This window comes from Roseibium sp. MMSF_3544, assembly GCF_030732845.1.
Classification (GTDB): Bacteria; Pseudomonadota; Alphaproteobacteria; order Rhizobiales; family Stappiaceae; genus Roseibium.
The window spans coordinates 1-18554 of sequence record NZ_JASHKA010000038.1 but is presented as its reverse complement, the minus strand read 5'-3'; the positions used below and the strand labels follow the sequence as shown (position 1 = coordinate 18554).

At 57.7% G+C, this 18554-nt stretch carries 16 protein-coding genes; 12 read left to right on the top strand and 4 right to left on the bottom strand.

The features are described 5' to 3' along the window. Positions 1-225 precede the first annotated feature (225 nt). The 7 genes from RBB47_RS29400 (at position 226) to RBB47_RS29370 (ending at position 8094) form a co-directional block, all read left to right on the top strand. Positions 226-2016: a radical SAM protein gene (locus tag RBB47_RS29400; RefSeq protein WP_305989496.1), complete on the top strand. Its 1791-nt coding sequence runs from the start codon at positions 226-228 to the stop codon at positions 2014-2016. A 513-nt stretch (positions 2017-2529) separates the two neighbouring features. Beyond that, positions 2530-3561: a glycosyltransferase family 2 protein gene (locus RBB47_RS29395; RefSeq protein WP_305989495.1), complete on the top strand. Its 1032-nt coding sequence runs from the start codon at positions 2530-2532 to the stop codon at positions 3559-3561. Further along, positions 3551-3982, top strand: a complete 432-nt coding sequence (locus RBB47_RS29390) for a GtrA family protein (RefSeq protein WP_305989494.1) — start codon at positions 3551-3553, stop codon at positions 3980-3982. The genes RBB47_RS29395 and RBB47_RS29390 overlap by 11 nt, the downstream gene beginning before the upstream one ends. Before the next feature lie 35 nt (positions 3983-4017). Next, positions 4018-5523 carry a glycosyltransferase family 39 protein gene (locus RBB47_RS29385; protein ID WP_305989493.1) on the top strand — a complete coding sequence of 502 codons (1506 nt, stop codon included), beginning with the start codon at positions 4018-4020 and terminating at the stop codon, positions 5521-5523. A gap of 82 nt (positions 5524-5605) precedes the next feature. Further along, complete coding sequence (locus tag RBB47_RS29380) at positions 5606-6790, top strand: adenylate/guanylate cyclase domain-containing protein (protein WP_305989492.1); 1185 nt, start codon at positions 5606-5608, stop codon at positions 6788-6790. 78 nt (positions 6791-6868) lie between these two features. After that, a complete protein-coding gene (locus RBB47_RS29375; protein WP_305989491.1) occupies positions 6869-7663 on the top strand; it encodes an alpha/beta fold hydrolase in 795 nt (264 codons plus the stop codon). Positions 7664-7764: 101 nt separating this feature from the next. Continuing rightward, positions 7765-8094, top strand: coding sequence for a hypothetical protein (locus RBB47_RS29370; protein ID WP_305989490.1), 330 nt, complete (start codon positions 7765-7767; stop codon positions 8092-8094). Positions 8095-8267: 173 nt separating this feature from the next. Here RBB47_RS29370 and RBB47_RS29365 read toward each other — a convergent pair whose 3' ends face one another. Together RBB47_RS29365 and RBB47_RS29360 are read right to left on the bottom strand one after the other, a co-directional pair. After that, on the bottom strand, positions 8268-9452 hold the full coding sequence (locus RBB47_RS29365; protein ID WP_305989489.1) for an NAD(P)/FAD-dependent oxidoreductase: 1185 nt from the start codon (positions 9450-9452) through the stop codon (positions 8268-8270). A 115-nt stretch (positions 9453-9567) separates the two neighbouring features. After that, the gene (locus RBB47_RS29360) at positions 9568-11574 is read right to left on the bottom strand and encodes a methyl-accepting chemotaxis protein (protein ID WP_305989488.1); all 2007 of its coding nucleotides are present in this window, start codon (positions 11572-11574) and stop codon (positions 9568-9570) included. 136 nt (positions 11575-11710) lie between these two features. Between RBB47_RS29360 and RBB47_RS29355 the strand changes: the two genes are divergently transcribed. Beyond that, on the top strand, positions 11711-12586 hold the full coding sequence (locus RBB47_RS29355) for a DMT family transporter (protein ID WP_305989487.1): 876 nt from the start codon (positions 11711-11713) through the stop codon (positions 12584-12586). Positions 12587-12639: 53 nt separating this feature from the next. Here RBB47_RS29355 and RBB47_RS29350 read toward each other — a convergent pair whose 3' ends face one another. After that, positions 12640-13524 (bottom strand): YihY/virulence factor BrkB family protein, encoded by an 885-nt coding sequence (locus RBB47_RS29350; protein WP_305989486.1) that lies wholly within the window; start codon positions 13522-13524, stop codon positions 12640-12642. 163 nt (positions 13525-13687) lie between these two features. On the opposite strand from RBB47_RS29350, the gene RBB47_RS29345 reads away from it, so the two are divergent. Then, complete coding sequence (locus RBB47_RS29345; RefSeq protein WP_305989485.1) at positions 13688-15376, top strand: acyl-CoA dehydrogenase family protein; 1689 nt, start codon at positions 13688-13690, stop codon at positions 15374-15376. 134 nt (positions 15377-15510) lie between these two features. Here RBB47_RS29345 and RBB47_RS29340 read toward each other — a convergent pair whose 3' ends face one another. After that, entirely contained in the window at positions 15511-16449 is a 939-nt protein-coding gene (locus RBB47_RS29340) for an AraC family transcriptional regulator (RefSeq protein ID WP_305989484.1), read from the bottom strand. Between the two features lie 64 nt (positions 16450-16513). Between RBB47_RS29340 and RBB47_RS29335 the strand changes: the two genes are divergently transcribed. The 3 genes from RBB47_RS29335 (at position 16514) to RBB47_RS29325 (ending at position 18483) form a co-directional block, all read left to right on the top strand. After that, positions 16514-17296: an alpha/beta fold hydrolase gene (locus RBB47_RS29335; RefSeq protein WP_305989483.1), complete on the top strand. Its 783-nt coding sequence runs from the start codon at positions 16514-16516 to the stop codon at positions 17294-17296. Positions 17297-17332: 36 nt separating this feature from the next. Continuing rightward, positions 17333-17755, top strand: coding sequence for a DoxX family protein (locus RBB47_RS29330; protein ID WP_305989482.1), 423 nt, complete (start codon positions 17333-17335; stop codon positions 17753-17755). A 347-nt stretch (positions 17756-18102) separates the two neighbouring features. Then, positions 18103-18483 (top strand): YkvA family protein, encoded by a 381-nt coding sequence (locus RBB47_RS29325; RefSeq protein WP_305989481.1) that lies wholly within the window; start codon positions 18103-18105, stop codon positions 18481-18483. Positions 18484-18554: the final 71 nt, after the last annotated feature.

The following is an 18554-nucleotide window of genomic DNA, read 5'->3' as shown; positions in this document are numbered from 1 at the left end:
CCCGGTGCCTGTCGCAGGCGCCGGGTTTATTCGTACGGACGCCGGGTCGTCCACAAACGAGCGAAATCTCGCACGATTCCTTGTGTTGACCGGAGCCTTGGATTACCTTGCGTCACCGACGGAACGAGATGGGTTGAGCTTCCCGGCAAGGGCAAAAAACAAAATCTCAAAGTGCCAGGCTCCGGAGAGCTGCAACGCCAAACGCGATAGCGAGGGCCGTGCAGAATGGGTACATTTCATATCGAGATCATCAAGCCGTCCCACTACGACGACGACGGGTATGTCCTGCAGTGGTGGAAGGCCTGGATCCCGTCCAATTCCATGGCATGCCTTTATGCGATTGCACAGGACTGCGCCTCACGGAAAGTGCTCGGGCCAGATACGGATATCTCGGTCAACGCCTACGATGAAATGACCATGCGCGTCCCGCTCCGGCAGATCGTCAGCAAAACCAAAGACGGCGGCGGTATTGTCTGCCTTGTCGGTGTCCAGTCCAACCAGTTCCCGAGGACCCTCGACATTGCCCGCCAGCTTCGGCGGGAAAACGTGACCGTCCTGATGGGCGGTTTCCATGTTTCCGGCTGTCTGTCGATGCTCAAGGAGATTCCAGCCGATCTTCAGGAAGCTATTGACCTGGGTGTGGTCCTTTTTGCCGGCGAAGCCGAAGAGCACTTTGAAAGTCTGCTGAAAGAAGCCGCAGAAGACGCCTTGAAGCCTGTTTACAACGTGATGCACGACCTGCCCGGTCTGCAGCAACAAGTGCCGCCTTTGCTTCCGGAATCGATCGTGCGGAAATATGACGGCAGTCTGTCCTCCTTTGATGCGGGGCGCGGCTGTCCGTTCCAGTGTTCCTTCTGCACGATCATCAACGTGCAAGGCCGCAAGTCACGCTGGCGGGACGCGGACGATATCGAAAAACTGATCAGAGCCAATCACGAGCAGGGCATCACGTCGTTCTTCATCACGGATGATAATTTCGCCCGCAACAAGAACTGGGAACCGATATTCGACCGGATCATCGAACTGAAGGAAAAGGACGGGATCCGCATTCATTTCCTGATCCAGATCGATACGCTCGCCCACCGGCTTCCGAACTTTGTCGACAAAGCCGCTCGAGCCGGCTGCACCCACGTCTTTATCGGACTGGAAAGCATCAATCCGGAAAACCTCGCCCACATGAAGAAGGGCCAGAACCGGATCACCGAGTACCGGAAGATGTTCCAGCTCTGGAAAGAGGCCGGCATCATGACTTATGCAGGTTTCATCATGGGTCTTCCGAACGACACGCCTGAAAGCATCAAGCGGGACATTGAAATCATCCAGCGCGAGCTTCCCGTCGACATGCTTGAATTCACCATGCTGACGCCGCTGCCCGGATCTGAAGATCACCAGAAACTCTACGAAGCGGGAACCTGGCTCGATCCGGATCTCAATCGGTACGATCTGGAGCACACCACGTGTGAGCACCCGATAATGAGCCCTGAGGTCTGGCAGCAGACCTATCACGATATCTGGGACTGGTATTACACGGACGAGCACGTCGAAACGCTCATGCGTCGAAATGCTGCCTACGGCATCAAGCCCGTCAGGGTCTGGCGGCTCTGCCTTCAGATATACGGCGCGATGCGTTTCGAAGGTGTCCACCCGCAGCAATGCGGCTATTTCCGTTACAAGGATCCGCGCCAGCGCCGGCCCGGCTTCCGCCGTTTGCCTGCGGTGCTTCACTATCCTCTTTTCGCAGTCGACAGCCTCGTAAAATACCTGCGCTTCGGCCACTACGGCTGGAAGATCCACAGAATGCGCAAGCGGATCCAGAAGGACCCCAACAAGGCCAGCTACAGCGACTTTGCCATTCAGCCGGTTACCGAAGCCGAGGACGAAAATCTCGAGATTTTCAAGCTGAACGACTCCGCCAAGGAGGCCGTCGCAAAGGCGAAACGGCAAAAGGAAATCATCGGCAAGACCAAACAGAAAGAAAACGAAGCGCTTGAAGCGGTGAAACAGCCGGCAGAATAGCGATGCCAGATCGACAACGCGTTTCGATCTCTCCAAGCCGAGCTCAGGCTCGGCCCAGGCCACGACTGCAATGATGCGCCAAAGCACTCAACCGGGCAGCAAGCCCGCCTGTCGCGCTTTCCTCGCAGCTCTTCGCCGTTTGCAGTGCCAATTCAACGAAATTGATGGGACCTGACCCTAGGGTACGGACACATAAATGAAGTCAATTTGGTTTGGATCGTTTTGACCAGCGGCAAGGAGCGAAAGCGCAGGAAATGTGGTTCATTTTCAAGCCTTTCGCGACGAAGCAGATGGCCAAAACGGCCAAATCCGAAGGACGGCAAAATGGCTTCACCTCGCAGCGTCAACGCGCTTGACCGGGCATAAAGCCCGCTCTTCACACGCTTCCTCGCGTGATTTCGCCATTTATGCCGCCAAATCGGCTTCATTTAAGTGTCCGTACCCTAGCCTTTTTCATGAAATTACGGCAGTTTGCGCCAACTTCCATAGGCGCAAATCGAACCAGACAATTTCATGAACAAGGCCGCTGATTCCAAGATTTATGTCTCCCGGCGGGAAAGCACGAGACCTGATGCTCCGGTCTTGAGCGTCATCGTGCCCGTCTTCAATGAAGAAGAAGTCATCGGCCATTTTGTGGAAGCAACCCGGCCTGTCCTCGAGCAGACGGGGCTGGTTTACGAATATGTGTTCATTGATGACGGCAGCCGGGACGCGACCGCCGACATTCTGGCGGAAAAACTGAAGTCCGGCCTGCCCGGCCGGCTGCTTGGATTGTCCCGGAATTTCGGTAAGGAAGCGGCGCTCTCCGCCGGGCTGGAAGCGGCGCGGGGCGATATCGCCGTCATCATCGACGCCGACCTTCAGGATCCGCCGGATCTCATACTTCAGATGCTCGACGGCTGGAAGGCCGGATATGACGTCATCTACGGGTTGAGGGTCAACAGGTCGTCGGACACGCTGATGAAGCGTTCGACCGCCAACATGTTTTACAAGCTGTTCAACAGGCTCGCCAATATCGACATGCCGGCCAATGCCGGTGATTTCCGCCTGATCGATCGCGCAGTCATCGACGCGTTGCTCAAGCTTCCGGAAAGAAGCCGTTTCATGAAGGGCCTGTTTGCCTGGGTTGGCTTTCCTGCAATGGCGATCCCTTATGAACGCCCGGCCCGCATGGCCGGCAGGGGAAAATTCAACTACTGGAAACTCTGGAACTTCGCGCTGGACGGGTTGACCGGATTTACAACTCTGCCGCTGCGCGTCTGGTTTTACGGTGGTGCGCTCATATCCCTCGCAGCATTTGCCTATGCGTTCTTTCTGACACTCCGCACGATATTCTACGGCGTCGACTGGCCGGGTTATGCCTCCTTGATGGTTGCCCTTTTGTTTTTTTCCGGCGCCCAGCTCCTGTCCATCGGCATGATTGGCGAATATATTGCGCGCCTGTTCAACGAAGCCAAACAGCGCCCGGTCTACATCGTGCAGGACGTGATCGAGGGCACGCCGGAAGAGACCGCAAAAACCGACAAGGACGCCAATGCCGGCTAAAGTGAACCGCGAAAAACTCAAGACGGAAAGCGCTGCCGTTGGAAAGTTTGCGATCATCGGAATCCTTGCAACGTTGACGCATGCCGTTGTTGCATCCGTGCTGTTCGAGGCCGGCATCCTGTCTGTCGTTCCGTCGAACGTATGCGGGTTCCTGGCCGCCTTCACCGTTTCCTTCAGCGGGCATTATTTCTGGAGCTTCAATCATTTGCGGCGTGAAGGTACCATGTTCAAAAGCATGGCCCGCTTCCTGGTGATTTCCGTAAGCGGGTTTGCCCTGAATTCAACCATCCTGGCGCTCTGGCTTCAATTCGCTCCCTGGCCCGAGATCTATGGTCTCTGGCTTGCAATTGCGGTGGTTCCCGCATTCTCCTTCATGGGTGCAAGGCTTTGGGCTTTCTCCCACCGTGCCGCGAACCCGTGACCGACACCTTCCGAGCAAACGTTCCAAGTGACCCAATGACCGCATCACGCGCCGCCCTTTTCTATGCTGCTGGCCTGTGCCTGCTTTACGGCCTCGTGCCCACGCTGACATTTCCAGGGCCACCGCTCGATGTGGTTGAAGGCTTTGCATGGGGCAGAGAATTGCAACTCGGTTATACCAAGCACCCGCCGATGCAAGCCTGGCTGCTGGAACTGAGCCACCGGCTCACAGGAGGTTACTATGTCGGCGGCTACTGGCTGAGCGCCCTGTCGGCCGCCTTCGGATATCTCTTCGTCTGGAAAATCGCCCGGCGCCTCGCGCTCAGCAAATGGCAGGCCTTTTGGTCAATCGTGCTCACCAGCGTGACGTTTTACTTCACGCTACCGATGCCGGAATTCAATCCGAATACATTGCAGATACCCGTCTGGAGCGGCATGATCCTGCTGTTTTTGAAGATCCAGCAAAAACCGACCCTGCTGGATTGGGTACTGCTTGGCGCTCTCACCGCTTTCGGGCTTTACACCAAGTACTTTGTCTTTCTCCTTGTCGGAACGATCGGGCTTTACACGCTTGTCTTTGCCGATAGCCGGCGCCTGATCTTGTCGCCCGGTCCGTGGCTATGCACACTGGTCTGCGCCGCCTTGCTCGTACCCCACATACTCTGGCTTCTGGAGACCGACTTCCTGACCTTGCAATATGCTGCAAGCCGCAGCAAACCGGCGGTTTCCTTTTTTGATCATCTGTTCAATCCGCTGAATTTCTTCTTTGCCCAGGTTGGCAATCATGCCGGACTGTTTCTGATCGTTCTCGCCGGACTTGGCTGGTCCGGGCTGAAACGGTATTCAGCCGAACGGCAGCAGAGCCAGACAAGGCTCGCCGCGCCGGGCGACCGCTTTCTGCTGTGGTTTGCCTTTGTTCCGCTTGCGGTCATCGTGCTCGCCTCAGCGATAACGGGGAACGAGTTTGAACACATGTGGGGCACGCCGATGTTCGTGCTCTCCGGCATTGTGGCCGTCCGTTTTTTCGCGTTGCCCGGACTGTGGCCGTTTCCGAGGCGCGCGATCGTCGGAGCAATCGCGATCCAGGCAATCTTTCTTGTTGTCATTTTTGGCCAGGCGGTCCTGGAGCCTTTCTGGAAAGAGAAGCAGACGCGCATCCACTACCCGGCAAAGGACGTTGCCATCGAGTTGGCGGACATCTGGAAATCGCAGACCGGAACCGACCTAGCCTATGTCGCCGGCGACATGTGGTCGGCAGCGAACGTCACGCTTCATGCGCCCGGCCGGCCATCAATGTTCTATCTGCACAGCCAGACCTTGAGCCCCTGGATCGACCTGGAAGATGTTCAGCAAAAAGGGGTGATGATCGTCTGGCGCGGTGATCGGGACATCCCGCTCAATGAGCTCCTCGTATTCTATCCTGATGCTGTCCGTGACGGCAGCAAATCCTTCCGTTATCGCTCCAGCGCCGACATTCCCGAGGTGGTCGTCAACTGGCTGATAATTCCTCCGGGCGAAGTTGCGGAAGTGCCGGCGAACTAAGCTTTTTGGCCCGGGAGTTGTCGAGCATGCCGCGCGTCTGGAAACCGGACCAAAAGGACACTAACTTGTCCTCATGATCAGTATGGCGAAAATCGATGACATCGAAGATTGGCTGATTGGCCAAGCACTTGGGTCGCCTGATATGGCAACCATGTTCGCTGAAATGTGCGAACGGCTGCGAAAATGCGACATTCCCGTCGACCGGGCCATGATGGCCTGGACGACACTGCATCCGTTGATCGAAGCCGAGGTCGTCATCTGGGAAAGCGGCAGCGAACTGCAGCACGATCTCATCGCCCACGCGGACGAGGAAACCGAGGAATGGCTGAACAGTCCCGTGCGCTCGGTCCTGGTCAATAAGGAACCAAGGTTCCGCCGCCGCCTGACAAACGCCAACGCCCCGCAGGAATTCCCGCTGCTCGCGAGCCTTAGCAAAGCAGGCTACACGGACTATCTCGTGCTTCCGACCGGTTTTAAACTTCCGGCAACGAACGAGGATTATCCGACCACCGGCATCATCGTGAGCTGGGCAACCTGTCACGCAACCGGGTTTTCCGATGAGGCTCTCTCCGCGATCGAATATATCCAGAAGCGGCTCGCTCTTGCTGCGCGTGCCACCATCGAAAGCCAGATCAGCCGGACGATCGCCGAGACTTACCTCGGAAAGAATGCAGGCAACAAGGTCTTGAACGGTCAGATCCGCCACGGTGACGGGGAGACCATAGACGCGGTGATCTATTTCAGCGACATGCGCCAGTCGACGGCCATAGCCGAACAATTGGGGCCGGACGCCTACCTGACCTGGCTGAATACGTTTTTTGAGGCGACTGCCGGGTCCATCCTCGACAACGAGGGCGAGGTTCTCGACTTCATTGGTGACGCCGTTCTGGGCGTCTTTCCAACCGACACGTTGGGGCTTGAGCGCGCGGTGGAACTGGCCGTTGAAGCGGCGGACGAAACCCGCCGGCGGCTTGCCGCCATCAATGACGACCCCGCAACCATGCTTCCCATGAAGGCCGGTGTTGCCCTCTCGGTGGGGTCGGTCATGTTCGGCAATATTGGCGTTGCCCACAGGTTGACCTTCTCGGTGATCGGGCAGACGGTTCACGCAGCGGCCCGTGTGGAAAGCCTGACCAAAACAGCCGGATCGGATGTGCTTGTAACCGAAGACGTTGCCCGCTATTGCGGTTCGCGTGCCCGTTTGGTCGGCTCCTTCGAACTCAGCGGTTTCACCGACCCCCAACCCTTGTTTGCTCTCGACGGTTAAACTGTTTCAAGGCCGATACCCCTTCAGCATGACAACCGACCATCTCCATTTCAAACGTCACGCAATTCAAAAGAGACCATGACCGATCTCCGCCCAGCCGCCCAAACGCACCTTCCCTTCAACGACCAGACGACGTCGGGGACGGACGAGACACCCGTTATTCTGTTGCACGGCTTCGGCGGCGACCGGCAAACGTGGCAAAACACGCAAACTGCCTTGTCGGCGAAAAAACGTTCGCTGGCATTTGACCTTCCCGGACACGGTGAAGCGCTCGATTGGCCCCGCATCGGCAACGCCGGCATCGCTGCGAAGGCCGTCTCGCAATCACTTGACGCGCTGGACCTTTCGAAAGTGAACCTGGTCGGACATTCCATGGGAGGTGCCGTTGCCGCGCTGGTTGCGCTGAGAGATCCCGACCGGATCGCCAGCCTGACACTTCTCGCGCCGGGCGGGTTCGGACCGGAGATCAATCACCGCCTGCTGCGCAGGTATGCGACCACGACCGACGCGGAGGGAATGGAAGTCCTGCTCGAACAGTTTTTCGGCTGGGAATTCAGGCTTCCGAAATATCTGGCAAGAAGCGTCGCCGAAAGCAGAGCCAAACCCGGCGCGACTGCAACGCTGGAAGCGATTGTGGAAGAGATCGTCGATGGCAGCGTGCAAAAGACGCTGCCTCGCGACGAACTCGCGGCCCTGAACATGCCGATCAAGGTGATCTGGGGAACACAGGATCGCGTCCTGCCAACCCGTCAGGCGCACAAACTGCCGGGCATCGTGGCAACCCACATTTTTGAACGTGTCGGGCACATGCCGCATCTGGAAATCCCGAACGAAGTCACCCGGCTCATCCTGCAGAATGCCGGGGAACGCTGAGCGGCAATTACCTGTCTCATCGGCTGTATTAAGCGCGGGTAAGGCTCGGAATCGGATCCCTTGTGACGGGATTGGCAGCGCTCTAGGGTACGGACCCATAAATGAAGCCGATCTGGCGGCATAAATGGCGAAATCACGCGAGGAAGCGTGTGAAGAGCGGGCTTTATGCCCGGTCAAGCGCGTTGACGCTGCGAGGTGAAGCCATTTTGCCGTCCTTCGGATTTGGCCGTTTTGACCATCTGCTTCGTCGCGAAAGGCTTGAAAATGAACCACATTTCCTGCGCTTTCGCTCCTTGCCGCTGGTCAAAACGATCCAAACCAAATTGACTTCATTTATGAGTCCGTACCCTAGTCCAGTGTCCTCACGAGAAGTGCAATTGGCAGTCTTGCTCCTGTCGTCCCATGGCTCGACCATGGAACCCATGCCGTGACCTCATCCACATCGGAGTTACGTGCTAGACGAAAACGAACGGCGTGGGTTGCCGGATCAAGTCCGGCAATGACGGGTCGTGTTGTTTCTCTTAACGATTGAACTGAACTCGTGAAGGAAGGAAATATCGATGGAGTGTCAATCGGTTTTCCTGGATCACAATCGCCGTCCAACTCACGCCTCGGGCAGCAATCCCACGCGCCATTCTTCTCCGATGACCCGGCGCGCCAGCATGTGTGAGCGCGGGAAATTGATGCTGTCGACTGCAATCAGTTTGCCGTCCTTCAAGTAGGCGACATAGAACTTGTGGTCGTCGGGCGAGCCGACAACAACGGTGTCGTCATAGCCTTCGGACAAGCCGGCTATCTGCAGTTTGATGTCATACTGATCAGACCAGAACCAGGGCAACGGATCATAGTCGACGTCTTCGCCCAGCAGCGCCTGAGCGGCGGCTTTCGCCTGGTCGATCGCATTTTGAACGCTTTCCATGCGCACGGACCGCTGATAGCGGTTGGAATAAAAGCGCGTGCAGTCGCCGACTGCATAGATATGTTCGTCGCTGGTCTGGCCGGAGCCGTCCACAAGCACGCCATTGTCGACTTCAAGACCGGACTCGGCAGCAAGATGATCGTTGGGTTCTGCACCGACCGCTTTGAGAACCAGTTCAGCCGGAACAACGTCACCATTGGCGAGTCTGACACCGGTCACACTATCCTCACCCTCAATGGACTCAATGCCGGTCTCAAGGCGCAGATCGATGCCCTTGTCCAGGTGCAGCTTGGCAAAGTAACTGGAGACGGCTTCGCTGACGACACGCTTCATCGGACGGTCTTGCGCCTCGATCACGCTGACTGATTTGCCCAGTGCTTTTGCGACAGCAGCAACTTCGAGGCCTATGTAGCCCGCACCGATAATCGCGATGCTGTTGCTGTCCTTGAGACCATCGCGGATCGCATCGACATCGGCAATCGACCGCAAGGTCACGACACCCTTCTTGTCTGCCCCATTCAGCGGCAGCGTCCGCGCGTTGGTGCCTGTCGCAAGAACCAGCTTGCCATAAGAGAGAGTGTCTCCGTTTTCCAGGTGAATGCGCCGCGCGGCGCGATCGATCGAAACCGCCTTCGTGTTTGGAATGTGGTCGATGTTGTTGGTCTCGAAAAAGGCAGGCGGGCGCAGCCACAGACCTTCTGCCCCGACCTCGCCGGCCAGGTATTTTTTCGAAAGCGGCGGACGCTGGTAGGGAGGATGCGCTTCATCGCCGATGAGGCGAAGCGGACCTTCAAATCCACCCTGCCGAAGCGAATGAGCAAGCTGGGCACCGGCTTGCCCGGCGCCGACGATAACGATTTCTTCCTGCATTCCGTTCCGCCTTCTTCATGCGTGGTAATGCGTCACTAGCACGAAGATTGGCGGTCCGCCAGAAGGGGGAAAACGCTGCGACGAATTCGCCGCAGCGTCTCATTGAATTTCAGGATCAGGCTTCCCGGACACCTTGTAGGAATTCCGCGACTTCCTGCCGGATCAAGGTGCCCTGCCTGTTAAGCGATTCAGCAAGCTGTTCCACCTCGGTGCCGTTGGCCCGTGCCAGTTCGGCAGCCGATCCGACAGCTTCCATACGCGACACACCTTCTTCGGAGCGCACAGACGCATTCGACACGTTTTCAGAGATCGCCTGAACGGCGACATCCTGCTGCTGCACGGCGGCGGCGACGGCCGACGCAAGGCCTTCCATGTCGGTGATGATCTTGTTGACGTCTTCGATCGCGTGAACCGCCTGGCCGGATGATCCCTGGATCGCTTCGATCTGTATTGCGATGTCTTCCGTCGCCCTTGAGGTCTGATCCGCGAGTTGTTTCACTTCGGCTGCTACGACCGCGAAGCCCTTTCCGGCTTCTCCGGCCCGTGCCGCCTCGATGGTGGCATTGAGCGCCAGGAGGTTCGTCTGATTGGCGATGTCCCGGATAAGTCCCATGACCTCTCCGATGCGATCGGCTGCTCCCGAGAGTTCCTGCATCGTTTCCACCGTCGAAGACGCGCTCTTGACGGCCTGCTGGGCCACCTCGGTCGACTTGTTGGCCTGATCGGCAATCTCGGAAATAGACGCGGCCAGTTCTTCTGCCGAATGGGCGGCAGATGTGACGTTCTCAGCGGCGTTGCGCACCGCGCCGGCCGCCTCGTCGGACTGATTGGCAACGTCGTCTGCGGCCTGTTCCATCGATTGCGAGGTCTGCCCAAGTTCGCCGTTTGACCGATCGAGACTGTCGAGCGCCTCCGTAACAGTTCCTTCGAAACGGGCGATCAGTCCGTCCAGGCGGGTAACGCGTTCCTCACGCTGAAGGTTTTCGTGATCCTTGGCGGACGCGAGCTCTGCCCGCTCGATCGCATTTTCCTGGAAGACCCGGACCGTCCGGCTCATGGATGCCAGTTCGCTGTTTCCGGCCAGTTCGGGAAGATCAATGTCCGTCTGACCACCGGCGAGCGCTTCCATGGCCGCCTGAAGCCTTCCGAGCGGGCTGGAAATGGACTGGCCGATAACAAAGGCCAACGCGGGCAACAGCAGCAAAAGCGCCAGGATTGTGCCGCCAATCGCAAACAGAGCGATGGTTCTGGCGGTTTCCAGCTGGTTCGCGGCTTCTGCCTGAATTTTCCCGGCTGCTGCGTTGAGCGACGCAATATGCGGCGGCACCAGTTCAAACAGGCTTTCCAGGATCACGACACTGTCGGCCTTGTCCGCTGTGGCGACCTTGTACTCGTCAAACGTCGCCTTGTAGACGGTCATGTTGTCCGCCAGCTCCGTCTTGATCGTATCGGAGATGTAGACTTTTTTCAGAAGCTTCTCGAAGGCTGCAAACTGCGTGTCGAACACCTCGATGGCTTCTGCCGTGTTGCTCAAGGTGTATTCTTTTTCTGCCAGCTGAACGGCAAGGATAGCGCGCGCAAGCTTTTCGAAATCCGGACCGCCGCCGAATTTCATTTCCTCCTGCAGGCGATTCTTCACAGCCGCCGTCTTCTCGTTGAGAACAGACAGATACCCTTGCGAGCTGTCGTACCCGATCTTTTGCTGGACGGCGTCGAGCATCTCGAATGATCCGTGCGCGCCTTCAAGTGTGTCCCTGACATCTGCAAGTTCGGTCTGGTAAGTCTCAGCGGACGGGTTTTCTTCGATCACAGCCAACTGGGACTTGGCGCTCTCAAGCAGCGTGTCGAAAAGCTGATAATTTTCCGAGGACGGAGCGCTCAGATATTGCTTCTCGATGACCTGCAGCTTTGCGGCCGTTTCGGACAGATTTGCCACTTCCTCCGCCAGCAGCGAACTCTCGCTCATGCGCGAAAAGGCGGAGTTCAACTCGTTCTGGCTCCAGAAGAAAACGCCTCCGATCGCAAGCAACCCGACAACGGTAAACAGGCTCAATGCAAGAACCCGGACCTTTACAGACAATTTCGACAGGATCTGAAAAGGTGATTGCGATACGAATGCCACCGGCGTATGTCCCTTAATGCTTTATTTGACGACTCAAATTTGGCTAAAAATGCCAATTTACGGTTAACAACCGTGTATCTTGCCAAGTTTTAACCGGCGCAGTCCCGCGCCGGTTGTCTTTCTCGCTGAGGCCGCCTTGAATCTCCTGACCAAAGCCGCACCGGTCATCTTCGTCCTGTTATGGTCGACCGGGTTCATCGGCTCAAAACTAGGCGCACCCTATATCGACCCGATGGTGTTTCTCACCGTCCGGTTCCTGATCGTCGTTCCCATTCTTCTGGGTCTGGCGCTGATCCTGGCAAAGTCCTGGCCGGTCACACCGATGGCGGTCTTCCACTGTCTCGTCACCGGGATGCTGGTGCACGGCATTTACCTGGGCGGCATCTTCTGGGCGATCAAACAGGGCATGCCGGCAGGCGCTTCCTCCATCATCGTCGGGTTACAGCCGGTTCTGACAGCTCTGATCGCACTCATGCTGCTGAAAGAAACGGTTTCAGGAAAACACTGGCTCAGTATGGCGGTCGGCGCGGTCGGACTGGTTCTCGTCCTCGGACCCAAATTTGACATCAGTGGCACTGGCATAACCACGGTGACGATCCTCGCCGCGTTCATTGCCGTTGCCGCCATCAGCCTGGGAACGGTCTATCAAAAGCGGTTTGTACCCGATACGGATCTTCTGGCCGCGACCATCTGGCAGTATGTCGGTGCACTGATGATCACGGCGCCGCTGACGCTATCCGAAAGCTGGCAGATCACGTGGTCCGGCGAGTTGATTTTCGCAATGGGCTGGTTGGTGCTGGTTCTGTCGGTCGGAGCAATCCTGCTGCTGATGCTGCTCATCCGGGAAGGCGCGGTCTCGCAGGTCGCGAGCCTCTTTTACCTGGTTCCCGTGGCAACTGCGGTCGAAAGTTATTTCCTCTTCGACGAAACGCTGTCGCTCATCCAGATTGCCGGAATGGCGCTGATCATCGGTGCGGTTCTGATCATCAGGCGGTCGGCGCAACGCTCCTGATCGGCCACTCAGCATTTCCGCATGAAATGTGGCTTTCTGAGGAAAACCTCAAGCTAGGCCGCCGGCACTGCCGCAGCGCGCTTCTTCATGCGGTCCCTTAACCTGCGCTGCCGGGAAATGGCCGCGTTGAGTTCACCGCCAAGAATGAACACCAGCGCGCATATATATAGAAAAATCAATGCGGTCATGATGCCGGCGAGACCGCCATATGTGGAGACGTAGTTGGCAAAACTTGCCAGATAGGCCCCAAACGCGCTGCCCGCGATGATCCACATGACAAGAGTTGCCAGGACGCCAGGCCACAAATCCCGAAACCGTCTCTTTCCGGCCGGCAACAGCCAGTGCGTCACGAACAGCCCGATAATCAACAGCGACCCTGCCAGCGAATAGCGTGCAACGTTGATGGACAGCAGGAACGACTCGACTTTTGGAACATGAGCCTCCAGCGCCGCCAGGGCCAGGGGCGCAAGCACCACGAGGAATGTGTACGCCAGCAGCACGGCGGCGCCCAAAAGCACAAGCCCGAGGGATTGCAGGCGCAAAAACACGATGGACCGGTGTTCCTGCTGCCGGTAGGCCCTGTTCAATGCTGTGCGAAGTGCTTCAACGCCATTGGAAGCAAACCAGAAGGCCGCGATCGCGCCAAAGGTCAGAAGATCTCCACGCCGCACCGTCAGCACGTTGTGGATTTCACGCACGACCGGAGCTGCGACCGCTTCCGGCCAGGCATCGAACACCAGATCGGACGCCGTGTCGGCGGCACCCGTCATGCCGAAAAACGCCGCAAGCGACGCGATGAAGATCAGGAGCGGGAAAATGGCCAGCAGTCCGGACAGCGCGACATGGCTCGCCATGGCAAAGCCGTCATCGCGGGCAAAATGCCCAATCGCGTCCTTAAGGACTGAAAAAATCGCCACGAAAGTCTGCCGCACACTCATGTCCTGATCTGGCCTTTGCCGCCCCTGACAGTCAAGTGTGGACGCGGGAAAACTGCCCCCTTCGAAAGAAGAAGAATTTCCGGCTCGACAAATGAGTGTGTGCGACGCAACATAGCTTCAACAAAAAGCGCATCGGCGCAACAAATGAAAACGGAGATCGCCTATGTCAACTGCAGCCCTGACGGCGGCAGAAACGCCAGAGAGCCTGACTGAACGAACCGCCTCGGCCGTCGATACACTCGACCGCCTGCTTGATCTTGCAGCGCAACGCGTGCGGGCGCAGGTAACCGAAGATGGCCGCGTTTCGGCGCGCCTTATGGAGCAAGAACAACGCGCTGCGCACGGCCTTGCTTGGCTTGCAACCTATGTCGAATCCCTGCGGCAGCTCGACGCGTATGCGGCGCGTTTGAGCGCAGAAGGCCGGTACGGCACGCTGGAGGACAGGATTGTCCAGCTTGGTTTTGCGGAGTTTCTCGCGCAGATTTTCGGCGGCATCCCGATGAACCAGGGCGAATTCGTGCGCCTCTCCGATCTTGGCATCAGCACGGAGGAGGCAGCCGGCTTCCGCATTCCGGAAATCGACGACCTCATCGAAACCGGCAACACGCCAGCCATTCGCAGCGAAATCGCAGCGCTTATCCGCGACCAGGCCGGTCATTCGACGTTCGGCGACCCGGGTCTTGACGAGACCATGGAGCAGATCCGCAACGAAATGCGGCGCTTTGCGGAGGACACTGTTGTTCCCGACGCCCATGAGTGGCACCTGAAAAACGACTATATTCCGCTCGAGGTCGTCAATCAGATGTCCGAACTCGGCGTGTTCGGCCTGACCATTCCGGAAGAATACGGGGGGCTCGGCCTTGGCAAGGAAGCCATGTGCGTGGTCTCCGAGGAGCTCTCCCGTGCCTATATCGGTGTGGGCTCGCTGGGTACCAGGTCTGAAATCGCCGCCGAGCTGATCCTGTGCGGCGGCACCGACGATCAGAAACAGCACTGGCTGCCGAAAATCGCGTCTGGCGAGATCCTGCCGACAGCTGTCTTCACCGAACCGAACACCGGCTCAGACCTCGCCTCGCTCAAGACGCGGGCGGTCAAGGACGGCGACACCTGGAAGATCTCCGGCAACAAGACCTGGATCACGCACCCGGTTCGCGCGGACATCATGACGCTGCTGGCGCGCACCAATCCGGATGAGCCCGGTTACAAGGGCCTGTCCATGTTCATCGCCGAAAAGCCGCGTGGCACCGACGAGGACCCGTTCCCCGCGGACGGCATGACCGGCGGCGAGATCGAAGTGCTCGGTTACCGGGGCATGAAGGAATACGAAATCGCTTTTGACGGATTTGAGGTCAAGGCCGAGAACCTCCTGGGCCAGGTCGAGGGCGAAGGCTTCAAGCAATTGATGCAGACCTTCGAAGGCGCGCGGATTCAAACCGCTGCCCGGGCACTCGGCGTCGCCCAATCCGCGCTTGACCTTGGCTTGCGATATGCGGAAGAACGCATTCAATTCGGCAAGCCTTTGATCAGTTTCCCGCGCGTTTCTGACAAGCTGGCCCTGATGACAGCCGAACTCATGATCGCCCGTCAGCTCACATACTTCTCGTCCTGGCAGAAGGATTCCGGCAAGCGCTGCGATCTGGAAGCCGGCATGGCCAAGCTGCTGGGCGCACGTGTTGCCTGGGCCGCAGCCGACAATGCGCTGCAGATCCATGGCGGTAACGGCTTCGCGCTGGAATACCCGGTGTCACGCGTGTTGTGCGACGCCCGCATCCTGAACATCTTTGAAGGCGCAGCGGAAATCCAGGCCCAGGTGATTGCCCGCAGACTGCTCGAAACCCGCGGCAACCAGTGAGTTGCCGCGCGGTCATCCCGCGTGCGCGCGCAAAGGCCTGAATAGACGGCTTTCTCCTTCCGGACAAAAAAAGAAGAAGGAGAATGCCTGCTCGTTGAAATCATGGGCGCTACGGTGCGTGCCCTGACCGGTTTTCAGCTTGCGCGGGAGGCTCTCCAGGCCGAAGGGCTGGTATGGAACTTCGCCTGGAATGCCCGGCTGAAGGCTTCCTTGGAGGCATAGCCCACGCGGTATGCGATCGCATCGATCGACGTGCTGGAGTGCAAGAGAGCTTCGGCTGCTTGATCCAGCCGCCAGGCTCGCAGATAGGACCCCGGCGATTGACCCATCACCTGCTTGAATCGGGTGGTGTAGCTCGATACGGACATCCCGGCGAGATCAGCGAGTTCGCCATTGGTCAAAGTGCGTGAAGAATCGGCATGAATTGCGGAGAGGGTGCGGGCAATTCGCTCGTCCTTGGCGGCTGCGAGCCAGCCGGGAAGACTGTCCTCGGATTGCGCCCAGCGACGCAGGATGATGACCAACAACAGGTCCAGCAGGCGTGATACCATAAGGCTTGCACCAGGACGGGTTGCGCCAAGCTCTCTCAGCACCAATTGGCACACCGTGTCGACCCATTCGATGGGATTGTCGGCAGGGCTGTCGAGAACAATCACCTTGGGCAGGGATTGCAGAATTCGCGTGGCCAGATCCCCATCGACGGCAAAGCTGCCCCAGAAGCAATTGATTGCCTCAATTTCTCGCTCGTCCGCATCGGCTTGGTTCATTTGCGTTCGCGTCGCATTCCGCCGAGAAGAGCTGAAAACCGCCTGATGGGCCGTACCCTGCAGCATCAGGGCGATCTGTTTTTCGTGCAGCAGCAGCGGAGGTTCCGCGTCGACGGTGATTTCAAGCATCCCCCGTTCGACAATGTAAACGCAAGGTTTGCCCCTTGGGACGGAGAATTTGCGCTGGGACTGCGACGTGACCAACCGGGCTGTTTCTCCGCGGACATGGACAATGTTGAGGACCTCCGAAAACGCATCGGTCTCGAAATTTGGCGTTTCTGCTAAGTCTTCCGTTGTCCGCATCATCGGCAAACCCTGACTCGTCTTGTACCTCCTTGGCAACGCTAAACCGCCGAGGAGATATTCCGTGATGTCCAGATTTCTAAACACGTTCCGTGCCGGAATGGCCGCTATCGCGTTGGCGCTTCCGATGAGCGCCACAGCGGAGGAGGCCTCCGTCGTTCTTGTCCATGGTGCGTTCTCCGATGGCTCTGCATGGCACAAGGTGATCCCTCTCCTGCATGAGGCTGGTGTCTCCGTCAGTGCTGCGCAGCTTCCTTTATCGTCGCTGCAAGGCGACGCGGCAGTCGTCACGCGGCTCGTTGAGATGCAGGACGGCCCGGTTGTGCTTGTCGGTCATTCTTATGGCGGCAATGTCATCACCGAGGCCGGGACACATGAGAACGTCAAGGCCCTGGTTTATGTCGCGGGCTTGGCCCTGGATGCCGGTGAAGCCATGACCAACTTGCTGAAAGGCAAGCCTCCCGCTCCCTGGCAGGCAGAGGCAACACCCGACTCAGGTGGCTATGTCAGGCTGAGCGCTGAAGGGATTGCAACCTATTTCGCCCCCGATCTTGCGCCTGAGGAAACCGCTCTGATCGCCGCGACCCAAGGCCCGATCCAGTACAAGATCAACTCCGAAGCCCCCACCATCGCGTCCTGGTCGGTGCAACCGACATATTATCTGCTTGCTGAAGACGATCAGATCATTCCACCGCGTCTACAGGGGTATTTCGCAAAGCGCATGGAGGCAAAGGTAACGTCAGTCGCCTCAAGCCATGTTGCCATGTTATCCCATCCAGAAGCCGTGGCGAGCCTCATCCTGACTGCCGTCGCAACAGCATCTCAAAACGAAGTCGCTCCTTCCAGGTGAGCGGCCTTGGCATGATCCTCAATCAAGGCGTTTCCCATGTTTGCCGAAAACCGTCTACCGAACCATTGGGGCTTAACACTTGCAGCACGTTTGCTGTTTACCTCGCTCTTCTTCCTGTCAGGCGTGACGCATTTTACCAACGTCCCCTACTACGTTGCGTTGATGCCCGAGATGGTCCCCTACCCGGTTTTCCTGATTTATGTCTCAGGTGCTGTGGAATTGGCCGGGGCGGCAATGATCCTTTTCAATTGGCATCCACGCCTGGGGGGGTGGCTTCTGGTCGCTTTTCTGCTTCCGGTGACTTTTGTTGTGCACGGTTATGAATTACTTACTCAAAACGACCCCACCCTTTGGGCCTCGCAGCAGGCGCATTTTTTGAAAGGGTTCGCGCTGATGGGGGCAGCGTTGTTGATCACCCAGCTCGGCGTCACTCACCGGTCCGCAATTGAACCTGGCTAGAGTGCCCAAGTCAGGCCTGGTGTTTTCGCGATCGGATCAAATAACAGCACAAAATCAAAGCGTTAGAGGAAAAGCAGTGCTCGACCATTCTGTCAGGATCGAACACCCAAAAGCTACATGGCTTCACTCTCTTTCTGAGCTCTGACACCTGTTGCCGGACCTATGCGTCATTAGGGTGCCAAACACAACGTTCAAACCCTGCCGTCGCTCGGTGCAACGACCAAACTGGTGTTCGGCTCCAAACGAGTAACCTTTCCCGCTTCGGTTGCCGCCAATTTGCGTTATGGTTGAAGTCGTGGGCAAATTCACCACATGTAAAGTTGGGCAACACGTGGGAGACCTCAGCGATGACCTCCTCTTTTTCATTTGAAGACCTGGGTTTCGAACCCGAATACCTCGGTCCGGAAGAAGAGCAGACGAAAACCGTACGCCAGAAGCTGCTGGCGACGGCGAAAAAGGCTGCCCGGCAGATCCCGTTCATGGAGGATGTGGTCGCTGGGTATTACTGTGCGCTCGATCCGGCAACACCCACCAAGGTTCGGGCAACCGTGCTTGCCGCGCTTGCCTATTTCGTGCTGCCGATCGATACGATCCCCGATTTCCTGATCGGCGTCGGCTTTGGTGACGACGCAACCGTGCTGATGGCCGCGATCGCCATGGTCCGCAGTCACATGCGTGAAGATCACTATGACGCAGCCCGCGAAGCTCTGAAAGACGGCGATCTCTAGGGTACGGACTCATAAATGAAGTCAATTTGGTTTGGATCGTTTTGACCAGCGGCAAGGAGCGAAAGCGCAGG

Bases quoted from the DNA above. Each gene is read 5' to 3' on its own strand.
- RBB47_RS29400 (WP_305989496.1), top strand. From the start codon at position 226: ATGGGTACATTTCATATCGAGATCATCAAGCCGTCCCACTACGACGAC.
- RBB47_RS29395 (WP_305989495.1), top strand. From the start codon at position 2,530: ATGAACAAGGCCGCTGATTCCAAGATTTATGTCTCCCGGCGGGAAAGC.
- RBB47_RS29390 (WP_305989494.1), top strand. From the start codon at position 3,551: ATGCCGGCTAAAGTGAACCGCGAAAAACTCAAGACGGAAAGCGCTGCC.
- RBB47_RS29385 (WP_305989493.1), top strand. From the start codon at position 4,018: ATGACCGCATCACGCGCCGCCCTTTTCTATGCTGCTGGCCTGTGCCTG.
- RBB47_RS29380 (WP_305989492.1), top strand. From the start codon at position 5,606: ATGGCGAAAATCGATGACATCGAAGATTGGCTGATTGGCCAAGCACTT.
- RBB47_RS29375 (WP_305989491.1), top strand. From the start codon at position 6,869: ATGACCGATCTCCGCCCAGCCGCCCAAACGCACCTTCCCTTCAACGAC.
- RBB47_RS29370 (WP_305989490.1), top strand. From the start codon at position 7,765: ATGAAGCCGATCTGGCGGCATAAATGGCGAAATCACGCGAGGAAGCGT.
- RBB47_RS29365 (WP_305989489.1), bottom strand. From the start codon at position 9,452: ATGCAGGAAGAAATCGTTATCGTCGGCGCCGGGCAAGCCGGTGCCCAG.
- RBB47_RS29350 (WP_305989486.1), bottom strand. From the start codon at position 13,524: ATGAGTGTGCGGCAGACTTTCGTGGCGATTTTTTCAGTCCTTAAGGAC.
- RBB47_RS29345 (WP_305989485.1), top strand. From the start codon at position 13,688: ATGTCAACTGCAGCCCTGACGGCGGCAGAAACGCCAGAGAGCCTGACT.
- RBB47_RS29340 (WP_305989484.1), bottom strand. From the start codon at position 16,449: ATGATGCGGACAACGGAAGACTTAGCAGAAACGCCAAATTTCGAGACC.
- RBB47_RS29335 (WP_305989483.1), top strand. From the start codon at position 16,514: ATGTCCAGATTTCTAAACACGTTCCGTGCCGGAATGGCCGCTATCGCG.
- RBB47_RS29330 (WP_305989482.1), top strand. From the start codon at position 17,333: ATGTTTGCCGAAAACCGTCTACCGAACCATTGGGGCTTAACACTTGCA.
- RBB47_RS29325 (WP_305989481.1), top strand. From the start codon at position 18,103: ATGACCTCCTCTTTTTCATTTGAAGACCTGGGTTTCGAACCCGAATAC.